Source organism: Nocardioides sp. PD653-B2 (assembly GCF_002117935.1).
In the GTDB taxonomy this organism is placed as follows: Bacteria; Actinomycetota; Actinomycetes; order Propionibacteriales; family Nocardioidaceae; genus Nocardioides.
Window position 1 is genome coordinate 145,608 of sequence record NZ_BDJE01000047.1, and the last position, 18,106, is coordinate 163,713.

Annotated in this window: 16 protein-coding genes; 11 read left to right on the forward strand and 5 right to left on the reverse strand. The window is 71.4% G+C overall.

Annotation, left to right across the window (positions count from 1 at the left end):
* The first annotated feature begins 42 nt into the window (after positions 1–42).
* From PD653B2_RS20075 to PD653B2_RS20090, 4 genes are read left to right on the forward strand one after another with little or no spacing between them, the layout of a single operon-like run.
* Entirely contained in the window at positions 43–222 is a 180-nt protein-coding gene (locus PD653B2_RS20075) for a hypothetical protein (protein WP_242665360.1), read from the forward strand.
* A gap of 41 nt (positions 223–263) precedes the next feature.
* Positions 264–557 carry a metal-sensitive transcriptional regulator gene (locus PD653B2_RS20080; protein WP_085874182.1) on the forward strand — a complete coding sequence of 98 codons (294 nt, stop codon included), beginning with the start codon at positions 264–266 and terminating at the stop codon, positions 555–557.
* Positions 554–769: a heavy-metal-associated domain-containing protein gene (locus PD653B2_RS20085; protein ID WP_085874183.1), complete on the forward strand. Its 216-nt coding sequence runs from the start codon at positions 554–556 to the stop codon at positions 767–769. Before PD653B2_RS20080 ends, PD653B2_RS20085 begins: the two co-directional genes overlap by 4 nt.
* The gene (locus PD653B2_RS20090; protein ID WP_085874184.1) at positions 766–2,982 is read left to right on the forward strand and encodes a heavy metal translocating P-type ATPase; all 2,217 of its coding nucleotides are present in this window, start codon (positions 766–768) and stop codon (positions 2,980–2,982) included. Before PD653B2_RS20085 ends, PD653B2_RS20090 begins: the two co-directional genes overlap by 4 nt.
* 6 nt (positions 2,983–2,988) lie before the next feature.
* On the opposite strand, the gene PD653B2_RS20095 is transcribed toward PD653B2_RS20090, so the two are convergent.
* On the reverse strand, positions 2,989–4,050 hold the full coding sequence (locus tag PD653B2_RS20095) for a hypothetical protein (protein WP_085874185.1): 1,062 nt from the start codon (positions 4,048–4,050) through the stop codon (positions 2,989–2,991).
* Between the two features lie 43 nt (positions 4,051–4,093).
* Between PD653B2_RS20095 and PD653B2_RS20100 the strand changes: the two genes are divergently transcribed.
* From PD653B2_RS20100 to PD653B2_RS24310, 6 genes are all read left to right on the forward strand, one after another.
* Complete coding sequence (locus PD653B2_RS20100; RefSeq protein ID WP_085874186.1) at positions 4,094–4,954, forward strand: NUDIX hydrolase; 861 nt, start codon at positions 4,094–4,096, stop codon at positions 4,952–4,954.
* Positions 4,955–5,127: 173 nt separating this feature from the next.
* On the forward strand, positions 5,128–6,237 hold the full coding sequence (gene pstS / locus PD653B2_RS20105; protein WP_085874187.1) for a phosphate ABC transporter substrate-binding protein PstS: 1,110 nt from the start codon (positions 5,128–5,130) through the stop codon (positions 6,235–6,237).
* Positions 6,238–6,312: 75 nt separating this feature from the next.
* Positions 6,313–7,248, forward strand: coding sequence for a phosphate ABC transporter permease subunit PstC (pstC, locus tag PD653B2_RS20110; RefSeq protein WP_085874188.1), 936 nt, complete (start codon positions 6,313–6,315; stop codon positions 7,246–7,248).
* Positions 7,245–8,336 (forward strand): phosphate ABC transporter permease PstA, encoded by a 1,092-nt coding sequence (pstA, locus tag PD653B2_RS20115; RefSeq protein WP_085874189.1) that lies wholly within the window; start codon positions 7,245–7,247, stop codon positions 8,334–8,336. Before pstC ends, pstA begins: the two co-directional genes overlap by 4 nt.
* A 26-nt stretch (positions 8,337–8,362) precedes the next feature.
* Complete coding sequence (pstB, locus tag PD653B2_RS20120) at positions 8,363–9,142, forward strand: phosphate ABC transporter ATP-binding protein PstB (protein WP_085874190.1); 780 nt, start codon at positions 8,363–8,365, stop codon at positions 9,140–9,142.
* Between the two features lie 137 nt (positions 9,143–9,279).
* Positions 9,280–10,320 carry a hypothetical protein gene (locus PD653B2_RS24310; RefSeq protein WP_089504029.1) on the forward strand — a complete coding sequence of 347 codons (1,041 nt, stop codon included), beginning with the start codon at positions 9,280–9,282 and terminating at the stop codon, positions 10,318–10,320.
* A 94-nt stretch (positions 10,321–10,414) separates the two neighbouring features.
* On the opposite strand, the gene PD653B2_RS20135 is transcribed toward PD653B2_RS24310, so the two are convergent.
* The 3 genes from PD653B2_RS20135 to PD653B2_RS20145 form a co-directional block, all read right to left on the reverse strand.
* Positions 10,415–11,413 carry an inorganic phosphate transporter gene (locus tag PD653B2_RS20135; protein WP_085874193.1) on the reverse strand — a complete coding sequence of 333 codons (999 nt, stop codon included), beginning with the start codon at positions 11,411–11,413 and terminating at the stop codon, positions 10,415–10,417.
* A gap of 7 nt (positions 11,414–11,420) precedes the next feature.
* Complete coding sequence (locus tag PD653B2_RS20140; RefSeq protein ID WP_242665361.1) at positions 11,421–12,038, reverse strand: DUF47 domain-containing protein; 618 nt, start codon at positions 12,036–12,038, stop codon at positions 11,421–11,423.
* Positions 12,039–12,117: 79 nt separating this feature from the next.
* Complete coding sequence (locus PD653B2_RS20145) at positions 12,118–14,268, reverse strand: RNA degradosome polyphosphate kinase (RefSeq protein ID WP_085874195.1); 2,151 nt, start codon at positions 14,266–14,268, stop codon at positions 12,118–12,120.
* A gap of 42 nt (positions 14,269–14,310) precedes the next feature.
* Between PD653B2_RS20145 and PD653B2_RS20150 the strand changes: the two genes are divergently transcribed.
* Entirely contained in the window at positions 14,311–15,360 is a 1,050-nt protein-coding gene (locus PD653B2_RS20150) for an alpha/beta hydrolase (protein ID WP_242665362.1), read from the forward strand.
* Here the strand turns inward: PD653B2_RS20150 and PD653B2_RS20155 are convergent.
* Positions 15,332–18,055 carry a DUF11 domain-containing protein gene (locus PD653B2_RS20155; RefSeq protein ID WP_085874197.1) on the reverse strand — a complete coding sequence of 908 codons (2,724 nt, stop codon included), beginning with the start codon at positions 18,053–18,055 and terminating at the stop codon, positions 15,332–15,334. The two genes, PD653B2_RS20150 and PD653B2_RS20155, sit on opposite strands and share 29 nt — an antisense overlap.
* Positions 18,056–18,106: the final 51 nt, after the last annotated feature.

The window sequence follows — 18,106 nt, forward strand, 5'->3', positions numbered from 1 at the left end:
CGGGCACGCTGGGCGTTGATGAGGAGGTCCGAACATATGCGTATGAGGAGTGATGAGGTGCACGACCAGTTCGACGTGACCCTCGAGGACTCCGATCTCCTGGGCGAGGTGGAGCTCACCACCAATCTGATCATCGCGGCCAGCGAGTCCGACGATCATCTGTCCGACGACGAGATCGACCAGATCCTCGGCGTCGTACCGGAGCCCCGCCAGGAGTCCTGACGAGGACTTGAATTGATACCCCTTGGGGGTATTCTCGCCGTATGGCGGAGCACGAGCACGGCTACATCCACCGCAAGGACGACTACCTCAAGCGGCTGCGCCGCATCGAGGGTCAGGCCCGCGGGCTCCAGCGGATGGTCGAGGACGAGAAGTACTGCATCGACATCCTGACCCAGGTCTCGGCGATGACGAAGGCCCTCCAGGCCGTCTCGATCGGCCTGCTGGAGGAGCACATGAACCACTGCGTGGTCGACGCCGCGCGGGTGGGCGACGACGAGGCCCGCGAGAAGGTCTCGGAGGCCGTCGAGGCGATCGCCCGGCTGGTGCGGTCATGACCGGCCCCACGCTGAGCACCTGGCACGTGAGCGGCATGACCTGCGGCCACTGCGTCGCCTCCGTCACCGAGGAGCTGCTCGACATCCCCGAGGTCTCCGCCGTCGACGTGACGCTCGAGTCCGGCGAGGTCGTCGTCACCAGCACCGCGCCGGTGGAGCCGGCCGCCATCGAGGCGGCGGTGACCGAGGCGGGCTACGCGCTGGCCCGATGACCATGGCTACCCCCACCAGCCCCACCAGCATCGAGCTCGACATCACCGGGATGACGTGCACGTCCTGCGCGAACCGGATCGAGCGCAAGCTGAACAAGCTCGACGGGGTCAGCGCCACCGTCAACTACGCGACCGAGAAGGCGCGCGTGACCTACGCCGGCCCGGTCACCCCGGCCGATCTGCTCGACACGGTCGCCGCGGCCGGGTACGCCGCACGGCTGCCCCGGCGCGAGGCCGAGCGGCCGGAGGACGAGGGGGACCCGGAGCTCGACACGTTGCGCCGGCGCCTGGTCGTGTCCGCCGTGCTCACGGTGCCCGTCATCGCGATGGCGATGGTGCCGGCGCTGCAGTTCGACTACTGGCAGTGGGCCTCGCTGGCCCTGGCGGCGCCGGTGGCCGGGTGGGGGGCCTGGCCCTTCCACCGGGCCGCCTGGACGAACCTGCGCCACGGCACGACGACGATGGACACGCTGGTGTCGCTCGGTGTGCTCGCCGCGTTCGGCTGGTCGCTGGTGGCGCTCGTCTGGGGGAGCGCCGGCATGCCCGGGATGACCCACGCGTTCCGGTTCACCGTCGAGCGCACCGACGGCCTCGACAACATCTACCTGGAGGCCGCCGCCGGCGTCACGACCTTCCTGCTCGCCGGGCGCTGGTTCGAGAAGCGCTCGAAGAAGCAGGCCGGCTCGGCCCTGCGTGCGCTGCTCGAGCTGGGCGCGAAGGACGTCACCCTGCTGCGCGACGGCGTGGAGCAGCCCGCGCCCGCCGACCGTCTGGTCGTGGGCGACCTGTTCGTCGTACGGCCGGGGGAGAAGATCGCCGCCGACGGGCTCGTCGAGTCCGGGACGTCGGCCGTGGACACCTCGATGCTGACCGGCGAGCCGGTGCCGGTCGAGGTCGGGCCCGGGTCCGAGGTGTCGGGCGCGACCGTGAACGCCGGGGGTCGCCTGGTCGTGCGCGCGACGCGGGTCGGGGCCGACACCCAGCTCGCGCAGATGGCGCGGCTGGTCGAGGAGGCGCAGCACGGCAAGGCCGAGGCCCAGCGGCTCGCGGACCGGATCTCGGGGTTCTTCGTCCCCGTGGTCATCGCCCTGGCGGTCGGCACCCTCGGGTTCTGGCTGGGGTCCGGGGCCGAGGCGTCGGCGGCGTTCACGGCCGCGGTCTCGGTGCTGATCATCGCCTGCCCCTGCGCGCTCGGCCTCGCGACGCCGACGGCCCTGATGGTCGGCACCGGCCGCGGTGCCCAGCTCGGCATCCTGATCCGCGGCCCCGAGGTCCTCGAGCGCACCCGCCGCATCGACACGGTCGTCCTCGACAAGACCGGCACCGTGACGACCGGCCGGATGACGCTCGTCGACGTGGTGCCCGCCGACGGCGAGTCCGCCGACGACGTACGGCGGATGGCTGCGGCCGTGGAGGCTGCCTCCGAGCACCCGATCGGCCGCGCGGTGGCAGCGGGCCTGACGCCGCCGCCCGTCACCGGCTTCGCCATCGTCGAGGGCCTCGGTGCCCGCGGCGTCGTCGAGGGCCACGACGTCGTGGTGGGACGACCGCGGCTGCTCACCGAGGCGGGCCTCACCCTGCCGGGCGGGCTCACGGCGGAGCTCGAACGCGCGCAGGCGGCCGGTCGGACGGCGGTCGTCGTCGGCTGGGGCGGTCGGGCGCGCGGCGTGCTGGTCGTCTCCGACCTCGTCAAGCCGACCTCGGCCGAGGCGGTGCGCGAGCTGCGCGCCCTCGGGCTCGAGCCGATCCTGCTCACCGGCGACAACGAGCGGTCCGCGCGCGCCGTGGCCGCCGAGGTCGGCATCGACCGGGTGATCGCCGAGGTACTGCCCGCCGACAAGCTCGCGGTCGTCTCCGGCCTCCAGGCCGAGGGGCGGGCGGTCGCGATGGTGGGCGACGGGGTCAACGACGCCGCCGCCCTGGCCCAGGCCGACCTCGGCATCGCGATGGGCACCGGCTCCGACGTGGCGATCGAGGCGAGCGACCTGACCCTGGTGCGCGGAGACCTGCGCGTCGCGGCGGACGCCGTACGACTCTCCCGGCGCACGTTGGCGACCATCAAGGGCAACCTCTTCTGGGCCTTCGCCTACAACCTGGCGGCCCTGCCGCTCGCGGCCGCCGGCCTGCTCAACCCGATGATCGCCGGCGCCGCGATGGCGCTCTCGTCGGTGTTCGTGGTCGCGAACAGCCTGCGGCTGCGTCGCTTCCGCTGAGTGCGCTCAGCAGGTCGCGAAGAGCAGCGGGCCGGAGCTGAGGTCGGAGAAGACGTAGGTGTCCGGGCGCGGTTTCAGGTCCAGCGTCACCAGGGGGCCGTCGGCGGTCACCGACGCGACCGAGAACCGGTCGCCGAAGTCGCCGCCCTGTCCGGGGGCGGGCCCGGCGGCCAGCGCCGCGCGCGAGTCGGCGTTGGTGCGGGCCTGGTCGTCGTTCTCGAAGGAGAGCACCACGCGCACGTGCCCGCGGGGCTGGACCGACATCGCGAAGCCGGTGACGGGGTTGACCTCGCCGGCCTCCGCGACCAGCTGGTCGGCCTCCGCCTGGTCGGCCGCGTCGGCCTGGGCCATCGCCAGCGCCGAGCAGGTGTAGTCGCCCGCGTAGACGACGGCGGTCAGCGGCTCTCGCGAGGCCCCGAGGGTCGCCTGCATGCCGTCGGGGAGGTCGTCCTCGCCGAGCCCGTCGACGGTCTGCTGGAGGTAGTCCGCTGCGTCGCTGGTCAGCACCAGGTGGTCGTCGCGGTCGAGCGCGACGTACTGGAGCTCGGGGGTGAGGTCGGAGCCGATGCTCGGGAGCAGGGTGTCGCCGCCCTGCCACACGCCGTCGTCGTCGGCGGGGCGGGTGAACCCGCTCTCCTCGAGCTGGTCGCCGATCGCGTCGAAGTCGGTGTCGTCGGGCATCGTCACGATCACCACGGCGCCCTGGTCCGACTGGCTGAAGAGCTCGGACTCCGCGGTGGCGGGGGAGAAGCCGAAGTGCGCCTGGAGCACCGGCGCCGACTGCACCAGCGCCGAGGCCGAGGACAGGTCGGCGTCGTACGCGTCGTCGAGGAAGCCCTGGACCTCGTCACCCGACGACGACGCGTCGAGCCGGGCGCCGACGTCGTCACGGACGGCCGCCCAGTCGGTCCAGGAGAGCCGCTGCGCGTCGCCCGGGGCGTAGGCCGCCGCCCGCTCGAGGCCGGTGCGGTGCGCGTCGCGCCACCGGTGCGTGCCGACCACGGCCGCGATCGCGACGAGGGCCACCGCGAGCACGACCACGACCGCGATCGTGAGGCGTTTGCGCACGGGGGCTCCTGTTCCTGGGCTGAGTGGTGTGAGACTAACGACCATGGCCGCGAAGGACGTGCTCGCCGCGGGTGCCGTGGTCTTCCGACCGGGCAAGCGAGTGCTGCTCGTGCACCGCCCCAGGTACGACGACTGGTCCTTCCCGAAGGGCAAGCTCGACCCCGGCGAGCACCCGACCGCGGCCGCCGTCCGCGAGGTCGAGGAGGAGACCGGCCTGCACGTCCGCCTCGGCGTCCCACTGTCCGGACAGCGCTACCCGATCGCCGGGGGCAGGATGAAGTCCGTCTTCTACTGGGCCGGCCGGGCCGTCGTCGATCCCGACGTCAGCGGCTACCGGCCCAACGCGGAGATCGACGAGGTGCGCTGGGTGGCGTACGACGAGGCGCTCGACCTGCTCACCCACCCGCACGACCAGGACACCCTCCGCGAGGCGCGCACGGTGCGCCGCAGGACGCGCGCGATCGTGGTGCTGCGGCACGGGCAGGCGCGGTCTCGGAAGGCGTGGCGACACGACGACCGGCTGCGGCCGCTGGTGCAGGCGGGCCGGCACCAGGCCCAGCGGGTGGTCCCGGTGCTCGCGGCGTACGACGTGACCCGCATCGTGAGCTCCAGCAGCACCCGCTGCGTCGAGACGATCGCGCCGTACGCCGACACCACCGGCTGGAAGCTCGAGCTCGACGACGGCCTCAGCGAGGAGGACGCGACCGCGACGTCGGTGGTCCGGCTGGTCGACGAGCTGGTCGCGGCGGAGGACGGTGCCGTGATCTGCACCCACCGCCCGGTGCTGCCGGCGGTCTTCGACGCACTCGGCGTCCGGGACCCGGACCTCGCGCCCGGCGAGATGCTGGTCGCCCACCTGCGTCAGGGCACGGTGCTCGCCACCGAACGCCATCTCGCGGGCTGACGTCAAGGTCCTCCCGGCCTTGTTCACGTGATTGACGTCTCGCGAGCGGCTGTGCGTCTCCGATTGGGCGATCCGAGTTCACCCCTCGTTCACCGACGACCACGGATCCGTCCACCTCGGCTCCCTAACTTCGAGGCGACAGAGAAGACAAGAAGACCAACAGGAGCTTCGAAGTGACTCGCACTTCTTTCCGCCGGGCCATCGTTCCCGGCATCGCCGTCCTGGCGATCGCCCTCTCCGCGTGCGGCGCCGCCAACGAGAGTGACGGTGGCAGCGACGGCGGCACCAGCGACAGCAGCCTCAGCGGCACCCTCGCCGGCGGCGGCTCCAGCGCCCAGGACTCCGCCCAGCAGGCCTGGCGTGCGGGCTTCCAGGGCGACCACCCCGACGTCACCATCACCTACGACCCGGTCGGCTCCGGCACCGGCCGCCAGAACTTCATCTCGAAGGCCACCTCGTTCGCCGGCTCGGACTCCTACCTCACCGACGACGAGGGTGAGCTGAGCGCGGCCAAGGAGCGTTGCGGCGGCGAGGACCCGATCGAGGTGCCGGCGTACGTCAGCCCGATCGCCGTGGTCTTCAACCTGCCGGGCATCGACACGCTGAACCTCGACGCCGACACGATCGCGCAGATGTTCGACGGCAAGATCACGACCTGGAACGACCCGGCGATCGCCGCGCTCAACGACGGCGTCGACCTGCCCGACACCGCGGTGTCGCCGGTGCACCGCTCGGACGACTCCGGCACGACCGACAACTTCACGCAGTACCTCAACGCAGCGGCCGGCGGCTCCTGGTCGTACGACCCCGACGGCGTGTGGCCGATCAAGGGCGGCGAGGCCGCCGAGGGCACCTCGGGCCTGGTCGCCTCGGTCAAGGGCGGCGAGGGCACCATCGGCTATGCCGACGAGAGCCAGGCCGGCGGCCTCGGCATCGCGGCGGTCAAGGTGGGCGAGGAGTTCACCGCTCCGTCGGCCGAGGGCGCGGCCAAGGCCGTCGCCGTGTCGAAGCCCGTCGAGGGTCGCGCCGACGTCGACATGGCGGTCGACATCGACCGCACCACCACCGAGTCGGGCGCCTACCCGATCGTGCTGACGTCGTACCTGATCGCCTGCCAGCACTACGACGACGCCAACGAGGCCGCTCTGGTGAGCGGGTTCCTGTCGTACATCGTCTCGGACGCCGGCCAGCAGGCCGCGGCCGAGCAGGCCGGCTCGGCCCCGCTGGACGCCGAGCTCGCCGGCAAGGCCGCCGACGTCGTCGGCGCGATCTCGGCCAAGTAGCACCAGACAGATCTGTGGACGTGCGGCGGCTCGGGCACCGAGCCGCCGCACGTGCATGAACCGAACAGGAGCCCCGTGTCCGTCACCGCCCCTCCCGACACCAAGCCGGTCGTCCGGCTGGGCGACCGGTTGTTCGCCGGGACCGCGCGCGTCGCAGCACTGACGATCATGCTGGCGCTGGCCGGCGTGTTCGTGTTCCTCGCCATCGAGGGCATCCCGGGCCTCTCCGCGCCCGCGGAGATCTACCAGCCCTTCGACAACTTCTGGTCGTACGTCGGCCCGCTGGTCTTCGGCACCGTGCTCGCCGCGGTCGTCGCGCTCATCATCGCGGTCCCGTTCTCGATCGGCGTCGCGCTCTTCATCTCCCACTACGCGCCGCCGCGGGTCGCCGGTCCGCTCGCCTACGTGATCGACCTGCTGGCCGCCGTGCCCAGCGTGGTCTACGGCCTCTGGGGTGGCCTGGCGCTCGGTCAGGCGATGAAGCCGGTCTTCGGCTGGCTCTTCGACAACCTCAGCTTCCTCCCGTTCTTCGAGGGCCCGCCCTCGGTCACCGGCCGGACCATCCTGACCGCGGGCATCGTGCTCGCGATCATGGTCGTCCCGATCACCACGGCCATCTCGCGCGAGGTGTTCGCGCAGACCCCGCGCCTCCACGAGGAGGCCGCGATGGCCCTGGGCGCCACCCAGTGGGAGACGATCCGCTACGCCGTCTTCCCCTACGCCAGGTCCGGTGTCGTCTCCGCCGTGATGCTCGGCCTCGGCCGCGCCCTCGGCGAGACCATGGCCGTCGCGATGGTCCTCTCCGCGACGCCGGTGGTGACGCTCAACCTGATCTCGAACACCAACCCGGCGACGATCGCCTCCAACATCGCCTCCAACTACAAGGAGGCCACGCCGGACAAGCAGGCCGTGCTGATCGCGACCGGCCTGGTGCTCTTCGCGGTGACGTTCGCGGTCAACTTCCTGGCCCGCTGGGTCGTCGGGCGCAGTGAGCGGAAGGTGACCCGATGACCACCACACCCCTGGAGCCGGACTTCGCGGTCAGCGTCGGGCTGGTCCAGCCGCGGCTGCCGCGGTGGGCGTCGATCCTGGTGGGCGTCATCTCCCTCGGTGTCGCCGGGCTGCTCACCATGTTCCTCGGCTGGAACCCCGTCGGGGGGATCGTCGTCGCGGTGCTCCTCTTCGTGGTCGGCCTGCCGCTCTGGTCGGCCCTGCTGGAGGGCCGTCGTACGGCGGTCGACCGGCTGGCCACCTGCCTGGTGTGGGTCGCGTTCGGCTCGGTCGTCGTGCCGCTGGTCTGGCTGATCTGGCTGGTGCTGAAGAACGGCGTCGGCGCGATCGACATGGAGTTCCTCACCTACGACATGCGCAACATCGTCGGCGCGGGCGGTGGCATCTACCACGCGCTGATGGGCACCCTGCTCGTCACGATCGCCGCCACGATCATCTCGGTGCCGATCGGGCTGTTCACGGCGATCTACCTGACCGAGTACGGCAAGGGCAGCCGCCTGGCCCGCGTCACGACGTTCCTGGTCGACGTGATGACCGGCATCCCGTCCATCGTGGCCGGCCTGTTCGCGCTCGCGCTGTTCGTGCTGATCTTCGGGCCGGCCATCCGGATCGGCTTCGGTGGCTCCGTGGCGCTGTCGCTGCTGATGATCCCGACGGTGGTGCGCTCCGCGGAGGAGATGCTCCGGCTGGTGCCGAGCGACCTGCGCGAGGCGTCGTACGCGCTGGGCGTGCCGAAGTGGCGCACGATCGTGAAGGTGGTCCTGCCGACCTCCCTCGGCGGCATCATCACCGGTGTGGTGCTGGCGATCTCGCGGGTGATCGGCGAGACCGCCCCCCTGTTGGTGGTCGCCGGCGCGACGGACTCGGTCAACTTCAACCTCTTCGACGGCCGGATGATGACCCTGCCGGTCTACATCTTCAGCCAGTACAGCTCCCCGGGTGTCGCTCCGATCGGTGGCGGTGACCCGCCGGGCTACGCCCGGGCCTGGGGAGCGGCGCTGGTGCTGATCGCGATCGTCATGGTCCTCAACCTCATCGCCCGCATCATCGGCAAGATCTTCGCCCCTCCGACCGACCGGCGCCGGTGAGCGCGGAAACCGCAGAAGGACACACCATGGCCAAGAGCATCGACATCTCCGACCTCGACATCTACTACGGCGACTTCAAGGCCGTCGAAGGTGTCAACATGACCATCCGCGCCCGGGCGGTGACCGCGTTCATCGGGCCGTCCGGATGCGGCAAGTCCACGTTCCTGCGCGCGCTCAACCGGATGCACGAGGTCATCCCCGGGGCACGCGTCGAGGGCAAGGTGATGGTCTCGGGCCAGTCGCTGTACGACCCCGGCGTCGACCCGGTCGCCGTACGCCGCCAGATCGGCATGGTCTTCCAGCGCCCCAACCCGTTCCCGACCATGTCGATCTACGAGAACGTGCTCGCCGGCAACCGCCTGAATTCGCGGAAGATCAAGAAGGCCGAGGCCGACGAGATCGTCGAGCGGTCGCTCAAGAGCGCCAACCTCTGGACCGAGGTCAAGGACCGCCTCTCGAAGCCCGGCATGGGCCTCTCCGGCGGCCAGCAGCAGCGGCTCTGCATCGCCCGCGCGATCGCGGTCGAGCCGGAGGTGCTGCTGATGGACGAGCCCTGCTCGGCTCTCGACCCGATCTCCACCTCGGCCATCGAGGACCTGATCCACGAGCTCAAGGCCGACTACACGATCGTGATCGTCACCCACAACATGCAGCAGGCCGCCCGCGTCTCCGACGACACCGGCTTCTTCAACCTCAAGGCCGCCGGCCAGCCCGGCCACCTCGTCGAGTTCAACCCCACCAACAAGATGTTCACCAACCCGGACGAGGAGTCCACCGAGGCCTACATCTCGGGCCGCTTCGGGTGATTTTTCTCCGGTAGTCCCTGACGTTCGCGGGGTCGAATCCGCGGTGGGACCCCGCAAACGTCAGGGACTACCGCACCACAGCTGCACCCTGTGGATGACGGGAGCGCGCCGGCCGCCCTTCGGGGGATCGTCCGGGGATGGATCTCTCGGGTGTCACACGTGACGTGGTGGTCCCGGTGCGGGTGGACCCCGCCGGACGGACCGGTCCGACGCCGGACCAGGCGCGCGGACCGCACTGGCGACGTACCAGCCGGGGGTTCTACGTCCCCGCCGACGTCGACCCCACGACGGTCGAGCAGCGGATCGTCGAAGCCGCCGTGGCGCTGCCCGACACGTGGGGCGGCGTGACCGGATGGGCGGCGCTGGCGTGGGCGGGCGCGGTCTGGTTCGACGGCTCGCCCTGGGGCGGAGGCACGGTGCGGCCGGTGACCCTCGCGGTCGGTGGCAACCGGACCATCCGCTCGCAGTCCGGATTCGCGACCTCGGAGGAGCGGCTCCTCCCGGGGGACCTCGTGGTCGTGGACGGGCTGCGGGTGACCCGTCCTGTGCGGTCGGTGTGCTTCGAGATGCGCTACGCCCGCAGCGTCGTGGCTGCGGTCACCACCCTCGACATGGCCTGCTTCAACGACGTCGTCTCGCTCGACGAGGTGGCGGAGTACGCCGCGGCGCTGTCCGGCTGGACCGGCATCCCTCGCTACCGGGAAGCGGCAGCGCTGAGCGACGAGAACGCCTGGTCACCCCGCGAGGTCGAGATGCGCGACGTCTGGAGCCTGGCGGCCCCGCGGGTGCGACCTCTGTGCAACCGTCCGGTCTTCGACACAGCCGGTGGCTTCCTGGCCACGCCTGACCTGATCGACCCGGTGGCCGGGGTCGTCGGTGAGTACGACAGCGCTCTCCACCTCCCGGGCCCGCAGTGGTCGCGCGACCTGGACCGGACCGATCTCTTCCGCTCCCACGGTCTCGAGCCGGTCTCCATGGTCAGCAGCGACCTGCTGGACCCGACCCACTTCGTGAGGCGGCTGCAGTCGGCGTACGAACGCGCCGCCGAGATCCCCGCGTCGCGGCGTCGTTGGACGCTCGAGATGCCACCCTGGTGGCGGGACACGACCACGGTCGAGGCGCGCCGTTCGCTGGACGAAGCTGCGCGGGCCCGGCTGCTCGCCCACCGGGCGGCATGAGCCCCCCCATTCGCGGTAGTCCCTGACGTTTCCGGGGTGACGAGAGGTCTGCGAGCCCGAAAACGTGAGGGACTATCGCACATGGACGGACGAGCTACGCCCCGAGGATCGCGTGCAGTACGACGTAGCACCCCGCGGCGACGAGGCCGGCCATGGGGAAGGTGAGGACCCAGGCGGCGATGATGGAGCGCGCGACGCCCCAGCGGACGGCGGAGAAGCGCTTGGTGGCGCCGGCGCCCATGATCGCAGAGGTGATCGTGTGGGTCGTCGAGATGGGTGCGTGGAAGGCGAACGCCGTCGTGTAGAGGACCGCGGCACCGACCGACTCGGCCGCGAAGCCGCGGGCCGGGTCGAGGTGGATGATCCGCCGACCGAGGGTGCGCATGATGCGCCAGCCGCCGGAGTAGGTGCCGAGCGAGATCGCGGAGGCGGCCGCGATCACGACCCACAGCGGCAGGTCGTCGTCGGCGGACGCGTGGCCGGAGGCGACCAGCGCCAGGAAGATCACGCCCATCGTCTTCTGCGCGTCCTGGAGCCCGTGGCCGAGGGCCAGCCCCGCGGCCGAGACGGTCTGGGCCATCCGGAACCCGCGGAAGACCTTGTGGGGATTCCGCTTCCGGAAGATCCACATGATCGACAACATCACCAGGAACGCCGCGAAGAAGCCGAACAGCGGCGAGAGCACCATCGGGATCAGCACCTTGTCGACGATCGTCGACCAGTGCACGATCGCGCCCGCGGTGAGCGCGGCGCCGACGAGGCCGCCGATGAGCGCGTGCGACGACGACGAGGGCAGGCCGAAGTACCAGGTGATCAGGTTCCAGGCGATGGCCCCGAGCAGGCCCGCCAGGACGATGATCAGCCCGTGGTTGCCCGCGGGTGGCGCGATCACGTCGCTCACGGTGTGCGCGACCTGCTGGCCGAGCAGCGCGCCGACGAAGTTCATGACGGCGGCCAGCACCAGCGCGATGCGCGGGGTCAGCGCCCGGGTGGAGACCGACGTGGCGATGGCGTTGGCCGCGTCGTGGAAGCCGTTGGTGTAGTCGAACGCGAGCGCGACAGCAACGACCGCGATGACGATCGCGAGGTCCATGGTGGGCTCAGGACTCCTTGACCGCGATCTGCTCCACGATGTTGGCGACCTTCTCGAACGAGTCGATCGCCTCCTCGAGGGACTCCACGATGTCCTTGAGCTTGAGCACCTCGATGGTCTTGAACTCGCCGCTGAAGAGCTTGGCGAGAGTACGGCGGTGGTTCTTGTCGCCGGCGTTCTCGAGCCGGTTGATCTCGATCCAGTACTCCTCGAGCGACGCCGGCGCCTGCAGCTTGGGCAGCCACTCCGCGGTCAGCTCGGCGCAGCGCTGGATGACCTCCACCTGGGTGGACAGCTCCGGCGGCAGCACCTTGACCTCGTAGAGCAGGATCAGGTCGACGACCTCGTCCATGATGTCCATGACGTCGTCGAGGCCGGAGCCGAGCGCGTAGATGTCCTCGCGGTCGAACGGCGTGACGAACGTGCTGTTCACGCGCTTGATGAGCGCGTGCGTCGTCTCGTCGGCGATGTGCTCGGCCTCGCGCATGCGGCGCGCGACGTCAGCGTGGTCGGCACTCTCGCCGAGCATCTCGGCCAGCAGCCCCGCACCGGTCACCAGGTGCTGGGCGGCCTCACTGAAGAGGTCGTAGAACGACGTGTCGACGGGGCGGAATCGCAAACCCACGGATAACTCCTGAGGAGGAGGAAGAGAACGCGCAACAGACTAGGGGGTGTCGTCCCGAATCACGCAAGTCGGTGCTCGCTCAACTCCCCGAGCGGCGGCGGCGCTGCCGCTCGATGAGCGCCTCCTGGAGGTGCACGGTGCCGGCGTTCCGGGCCCAGTTCCCGTCGCTGCCGAGCAGCCAGGCGCTGGTGTCGTCGTCGAACGCGAGGTCCAGCAGCCCGCCGACCGCGGCGACGTTGCCGTCGCCGGGGAGCCGGACCAGCACCTCGACGCGTCGGTCGAGGTTGCGGTGCATCATGTCGGCCGAGCCGATCCACGCGGTGGGCTCACCGCCGTTCTCGAACCAGAACACCCGGCTGTGCTCGAGGAACCGGCCGAGGATGGACCGCACGGTCACCGTCTCCGACAGGCCGGGTACGCCGGGTCGCAGCGAGCAGATGCCGCGCACCAGCAGCTCGACCGGGACCCCGGCCTGCGACGCGAGGTAGAGCGCGTCGATCACGGCCTCGTCGACCACCGAGTTGGCCTTCATCCGGATCCGCGCGGGCCGGCCCGCCTCGAGGTGGGCGACCTCCTGGTGGATCTGGTCGACCAGACCAGTGCGCACGGAGTCGGGTGCGACCAGCAGCTGGTCGTACGACGCGTTGCGCGACCACCCGGACAGGTTGTTGAAGAGGTGCGCGACGTCCTCGCCGATCCGGTCGTCGGTCGTGATCAGCCCGAGGTCCTCGTAGGTCCGCGACGTCTTCGGGTTGTAGTTGCCGGTGCCGATGTGGGTGTAGCGGCGGATGCCGTCGGGCTCGTCGCGGACGACCATCGCCAGCTTGCAGTGGGTCTTGAGCCCGACCAGCCCGTAGACCACGTGGCAGCCCGCCTGCTCCAGCTTGCGGGCCCAGCGGATGTTGGCCTCCTCGTCGAAGCGCGCCTTGAGCTCGACGATCACCAGCACCTGCTTGCCGGCCTCGGCGGCGTCGACGAGGGCGTCGATGATGGGGGAGTCGCCGGAGGTGCGGTAGAGGGTCTGCTTGATCGCCAGCACGTGCGGGTCGGCGGCGGCCTGCTCGATGAAGCGCTGCACGCTGGTGGCGAAGGAGTCGTACGGGTGGTGCAGGAGCACGTCGTTGCGCCGCGCCGCCTTGAAGACGTCGACCGGTGAGGCCGACTCGACCTCGGCCAGCCGGTGGTGGGTCGTCGGCACGAACGCGGGGTACTTCAGCTCCTGGCGGGGCAGGTCCGCGATGTCGTGCAGCCCGCGTAGGTCGAGCGGCCCGCGCAGCTTGAACACCTCCGCGTCGGAGACGCCGAGCTCGGAGACGAGCAGCTCCAGCACCTGGGGCGCGATCGACTCCTCGACCTCGAGCCGCACCGGCGGGCCGAAGCGGCGGCGGAGCAGCTCCTTCTCGAGCGCGGCCAGGAGGTTCTCGGCGTCGTCCTCCTCGACCTCGAGGTCCTCGTTGCGGGTGACCCGGAAGGTGTGGACCTCGAGGACGTCCATGCCCGGGAAGAGCCGCTTGAGGTGCTCGCCGATGACGTCCTCGAGCGGCACGAAGCGCTGGTTGCCGACGGGCACGAAGCGCGCGAAGATCGGCGGCACCTTGACCCGGGCGAAGTGCTCCTTGCCGGTCTTCGGGTTGCGGATCAGCACGGCGAGGTTGAGCGACAGCCCGGAGATGTAGGGGAACGGGTGGGCCGGGTCGACGGCCAGCGGCGTGAGCACCGGGAAGACCCGGTCGCGGAAGAGCCGCTTGCAGTTCTTCTGCTCCTCGCGGTCCAGGTCGTCCCACCGGACCAGCTCGATCCCGACGTCCGCGAGCGCCGGCACGATCTCGTCGCGGAAGAGCCGCGCCTGGCGTTCGGCGAGATCACGGGTGGTCGACCAGATCAGCTCGAGCACGTCGGTCGGCATCAGCCCCGACGCGGACGGCACCGCGAGCCCGGCGGCGATCCGGCGCTTGAGGCCGGCCACCCGGACCATGAAGAACTCGTCGAGGTTGCTGGTGAAGATCGCCAGGAAGCGGGTCCGCTCCAGCAGCGGCAGCTGCGGGTCCTCGGCCAGCTCCAGCACCCGCTGGTTGAAGTGCAGCCAGGACAGCTCGCGGTCGAGGAAGCGGTCCTCGTACTTCTCGACGGCCGCGAGCGCCTCGTGGTCGGGCTGGTAGGGCGGCTCGACCTCGAACGACTCCTCGGGCACGCCCTCCCCGTGGCTGGAGGGCAGGCTGTCGAGACTCATGGGGCCAGTCTGGCACCGTTCGGTGAACGGTAGGTTGCGCTGGTGACCATCTCGGAGCGTGGCAAGACCTGGGGCCTGCGGGGCGCGCTGGCCCTTCCGGAGCGTGCCCAGCGCCTGCTCGCCGGACGGCCGGTCGTGCGCGACGGGCAGACCCTGGCGACCGACACCCAGCTGATGCTGCGCCTGCAGCGGCTGGCCCGGGAGCCCGGCGCCGAGACGCTGCCGATCCCGGACGGTCGCCGCGCGATCCTCCGCCACTCGGCGATGACCGCCGGCAGGCAGCCCGTCGGCGGGGTCGGCGCGCTCACGGTTGCGGGCCGGCCCGCGCGCCTCTACGTGCCGAGCCCGGTGGTGGAGCAGGCGCAGCAACCGTCTCGACACCACGCGCTGCTGGTCTTCTTCCACGGCGGCGGCTTCATGTACGGCGACCTCGACTCCCACGACGCCACGTGCCGCTTCCTGGCCGAGCGCGCCGGTGTGCAGGTGCTGGCGATCGACTACCGGCTCGGGCCCGAGGAGCCGTTCCCGGCGGCGTACGACGATGCGCTCGCGGCCTACCGCTGGGTGGTCGACCACGCCGACGAGCTCGGGGCGGACCCCGCCCGGATCGCGGTCGGCGGTGACTCGGCCGGCGGCAACCTCGCGGCCGGCGTCGCGATCGAGGCCGCCCGGTCGGGACTGCCGCTGGCCTTCCAGCTCCTCGTCTACCCGGCCACGGACGCGGTGCGCGACACCGAGAGCGCCGCGATGTTCGCCGAGGGCTTCTACCTGACCACGGCGTTCATGGACCTCGCCAACGCGAACTACGTCGGGGCCGCCGACCCGCGCGACCCCCGGGTCTCGCCGGCGTACGCCGACCTGCCCGCCGGGCTCGCTCCGGCGTACGTCGCGACCGCCGGCTTCGACCCGCTCCGCGACGAGGGCGAGGCCTACGCCCGCAAGCTCGCCGACGCCGGCGTCGAGGTCGAGCTGCGGCGCTTCCCCGACCAGATCCACGGGTTCTTCAACGTGGTCGGCGTGGGTCGCACCAGCCGGGCCGCGATCGCCGAGATCGCGGTGAAGCTCAGGGCCGGAGTCGCATCACGCGGCTGAACGTCGCGCCGTCGGTCGTCGTGACCACCAGCCTCGCCCGGAGGACCTTCCCGGTCCGCAGCGACGCGCGTGCGGCGGCCGTCGCGCGCAGGTGCACGGATCTCGGGGTGCTCGCCGCGACGCTGACCCTTCCGGTGGCCAGCGTGCTCCCGGCCCTGATCGACGTGTGAGCGACCCGCCCCAGCGCGACCATCCGCGCCGACACCGTGCACGCCGACGCACACCGCAGCGCGACGGCCACGGTCGACCCGGACGACGACACCGCGGCAACTCCGTCGGGCAGGGTCGCCCAGCCCTCGCCGTACGCCGTGAAGGTGGCCGTGGCGGTGTCGTCGGCCGGGGTGGCGTCGGTGGCCGTGGTGGTCACCGTCGCGGTGTTGGTGATCCGCGTGGCGACGGGCTCGCCGCTGGTGCGGATGTCGACGCAGGTGAGCCCGATGTCGGCGGACAGCGGGTGGTCCGTGGGGTTGGTGAACCGGAACGCCCGGATCTTCGCCCGCGGGTCGGTGCCGCGGTCGACGAGGCCGGCGTCGACGCGACGCGAGGCCACGATGCCCTTGGCCTCGTCGGCACAGCTCAGCTGGGTCTCGACGGTCTGCCCGGCGGGGACGGTCACGGTCTCGGCGCGGTGGTCGAGGCCGAGCACGTGGAAGTGCCCGTCTGTCGTGGTGGTGCGGGCGTCGAGGCAGGAGACCCCGAAGACCCCGCTGCCGGCGGAGGCGGCGTCGACCACGAAGGTCCAGCCGCTCCCGCTGGGCCGTGAGGTGGTCACGACGCCGGCGCCGGTGAGGGCGTACGCCGGGGCGAACGGCGTCTGCCCGGTCGCACAGCTGACGTCGACGGTGTTCGCGCCCGCGGTCAGCGCCGCGTGGGTCGGGGCGCTCGTGCTGGTGGTCAGGTCGTGCTGGTGGCTGCCGGTGACCGTGGTGCGGGCCAGGCAGGCCACTGTGACCTTGGCCAGCGCAGCACCCGGGTTCGCGTTGGCGAGGGTCGCGGTCCAGCCGGTGCCGTCCGCGGTCGGTCCGCTGGACGGGACCGACGTGGCGGCGACGGAGCCGCCCTGGTCGACGGCGTCCAGGCGGATGCCGCCGTCGGTGGCGACGTAGCCGCTCGGGCAGGACGCCGTCGCCGTCCTCGTCTCATCGCGCTCCACGCGCAGGTCGGTCTCCGCCTTCTGCTCGAGCACCTGGTGGGCGGTGTTCGGGTCCGGCCGCATCGGCATCGGGTCGACCGTGGCGCTGATGGTCGCGGTCTTCGTCGTACCGGCCGCGACGGTGCCGAGGTCGCAGCGCACGGTGCCCACCGTGTTCGCGCACCCGTCGCTCGCGCCGGCGAAGGTCACGCCCGCGGGCAGCACGTCGGTCACGACCGTGCCCGTCGCGTCCCCGGCGCCGGCCGCGTTCGTGGCCGACAGCGTGTAGGTGACCGTGTCGCCGGGCAGGGCGATCGTCGGGTCGACCGAGGACGAGAGCGAGAGCTTCGCGGGTGAACCGGTGTCGACGGGCTCGTCCGGGACCACGACCGGGATCGCCAGGGTGGCGGTGTTGTCGGCCGGCGTGCGCTCCTCGGACGAGCTGGAGGCCGTGGCCGAGAGCGTCAGGGTGCCGCTGGCTTCCGGCGAGACCTCGAACGCCACCTGACGGGTGACGCTCTCGCCCGGGTCGAGCTCGGTGGCTGCGATGGTGCACACCACCGGTGCACTCGGGCCCGAGCGGGCGCACGACGGTGGCATCGAGACGAGCGTCGCGCCGGACGGCACGGGGATCGACACCTGCGGGGCGATCGGCGTCGCGGGGCCGGCGTTCGACACGCGAACCGAGGCCGTCGCGGTGTCGCCGCGGTGCGCCTCGGTGACCGACGCGGTGAGGGTGGTGGACAGGTCGACCGAGTGGTCCTCGACGACGGTGGTCGCGCTCGGGCAGGTGTTGGTGTAGCGGCCGACCTTGTCGCCGAGGTTGCAGGTGAGGTGGTAGGTGCCGGCCGGGGCGTGGGCGGGGATCTCGGTGGTGCCGGTGAAGGTGCCGTCGAGGTCGGTCCCGCTGGTGCGGGAGGCGTTGCCGACCCAGATCGGGTAGGTGATGTTGCCGGGGCCCTCCAGGTAGGCGTAGCCGCCCTGGTAGCCGGAGACGTCGTCGGTGATCTGGGCGGTCAGGGTCACGATCGCCTTCGCGGTGCTGACGTCGACCGAAGCCGGCGACAGGGACAGCGACCGGACAACCGGCGCCTGCGTGTCGTCGACGGACCTGACGGTCAGCGTCGCGCTCGGGCAGGTGTTGGTGTAGTGGCCGACCTTGTCGCCGAGGTTGCAGGTGAGGTGGTAGGTGCCGGCCGGGGCGTGGGCGGGGATCTCGGTGGTGCCGGTGAAGGTGCCGTCGAGGTCGGTCCCGCTGGTGCGGGAGGCGTTGCCGACCCAGATCGGGTAGGTGATGTTGCCGGGGCCCTCCAGGTAGGCGTAGCCGCCCTGGTAGCCGGAGACGTCGTCGGTGATCTGGGCGGTCAGGGTCACGAGCGCCTTCGCGGTGCTGACGTCGACCGAGGCCGGCGACAGGGACAGCGACCGGACGACCGGCGCCTGCGTGTCGTCGCCGATGATCTCGATGTCGGCGTTCGCCGGAGCGGCGACGAGCAGTGCCAGCAGCGGCAGGACCACGATCGACGAGTGGACGAGTGCGCGCAGGCGTGCACGGTGAGACATCTGGCCCCCCAGAGTTCGGGGCGCACCGCGAGTACCTCCCGCGTCCCCCGA

Coding starts and splice junctions, on each gene's coding strand:
- PD653B2_RS20075 (WP_242665360.1), top strand. CDS start 43: ATGAGGAGTGATGAGGTGCACGACCAGTTCGACGTGACCCTCGAGGAC.
- PD653B2_RS20080 (WP_085874182.1), top strand. CDS start 264: ATGGCGGAGCACGAGCACGGCTACATCCACCGCAAGGACGACTACCTC.
- PD653B2_RS20085 (WP_085874183.1), top strand. CDS start 554: ATGACCGGCCCCACGCTGAGCACCTGGCACGTGAGCGGCATGACCTGC.
- PD653B2_RS20090 (WP_085874184.1), top strand. CDS start 766: ATGACCATGGCTACCCCCACCAGCCCCACCAGCATCGAGCTCGACATC.
- PD653B2_RS20100 (WP_085874186.1), top strand. CDS start 4,094: ATGGCCGCGAAGGACGTGCTCGCCGCGGGTGCCGTGGTCTTCCGACCG.
- pstA (WP_085874189.1), top strand. CDS start 7,245: ATGACCACCACACCCCTGGAGCCGGACTTCGCGGTCAGCGTCGGGCTG.
- pstB (WP_085874190.1), top strand. CDS start 8,363: ATGGCCAAGAGCATCGACATCTCCGACCTCGACATCTACTACGGCGAC.
- PD653B2_RS24310 (WP_089504029.1), top strand. CDS start 9,280: ATGGATCTCTCGGGTGTCACACGTGACGTGGTGGTCCCGGTGCGGGTG.
- PD653B2_RS20135 (WP_085874193.1), bottom strand. CDS start 11,413: ATGGACCTCGCGATCGTCATCGCGGTCGTTGCTGTCGCGCTCGCGTTC.
- PD653B2_RS20145 (WP_085874195.1), bottom strand. CDS start 14,268: ATGAGTCTCGACAGCCTGCCCTCCAGCCACGGGGAGGGCGTGCCCGAG.
- PD653B2_RS20155 (WP_085874197.1), bottom strand. CDS start 18,055: ATGTCTCACCGTGCACGCCTGCGCGCACTCGTCCACTCGTCGATCGTG.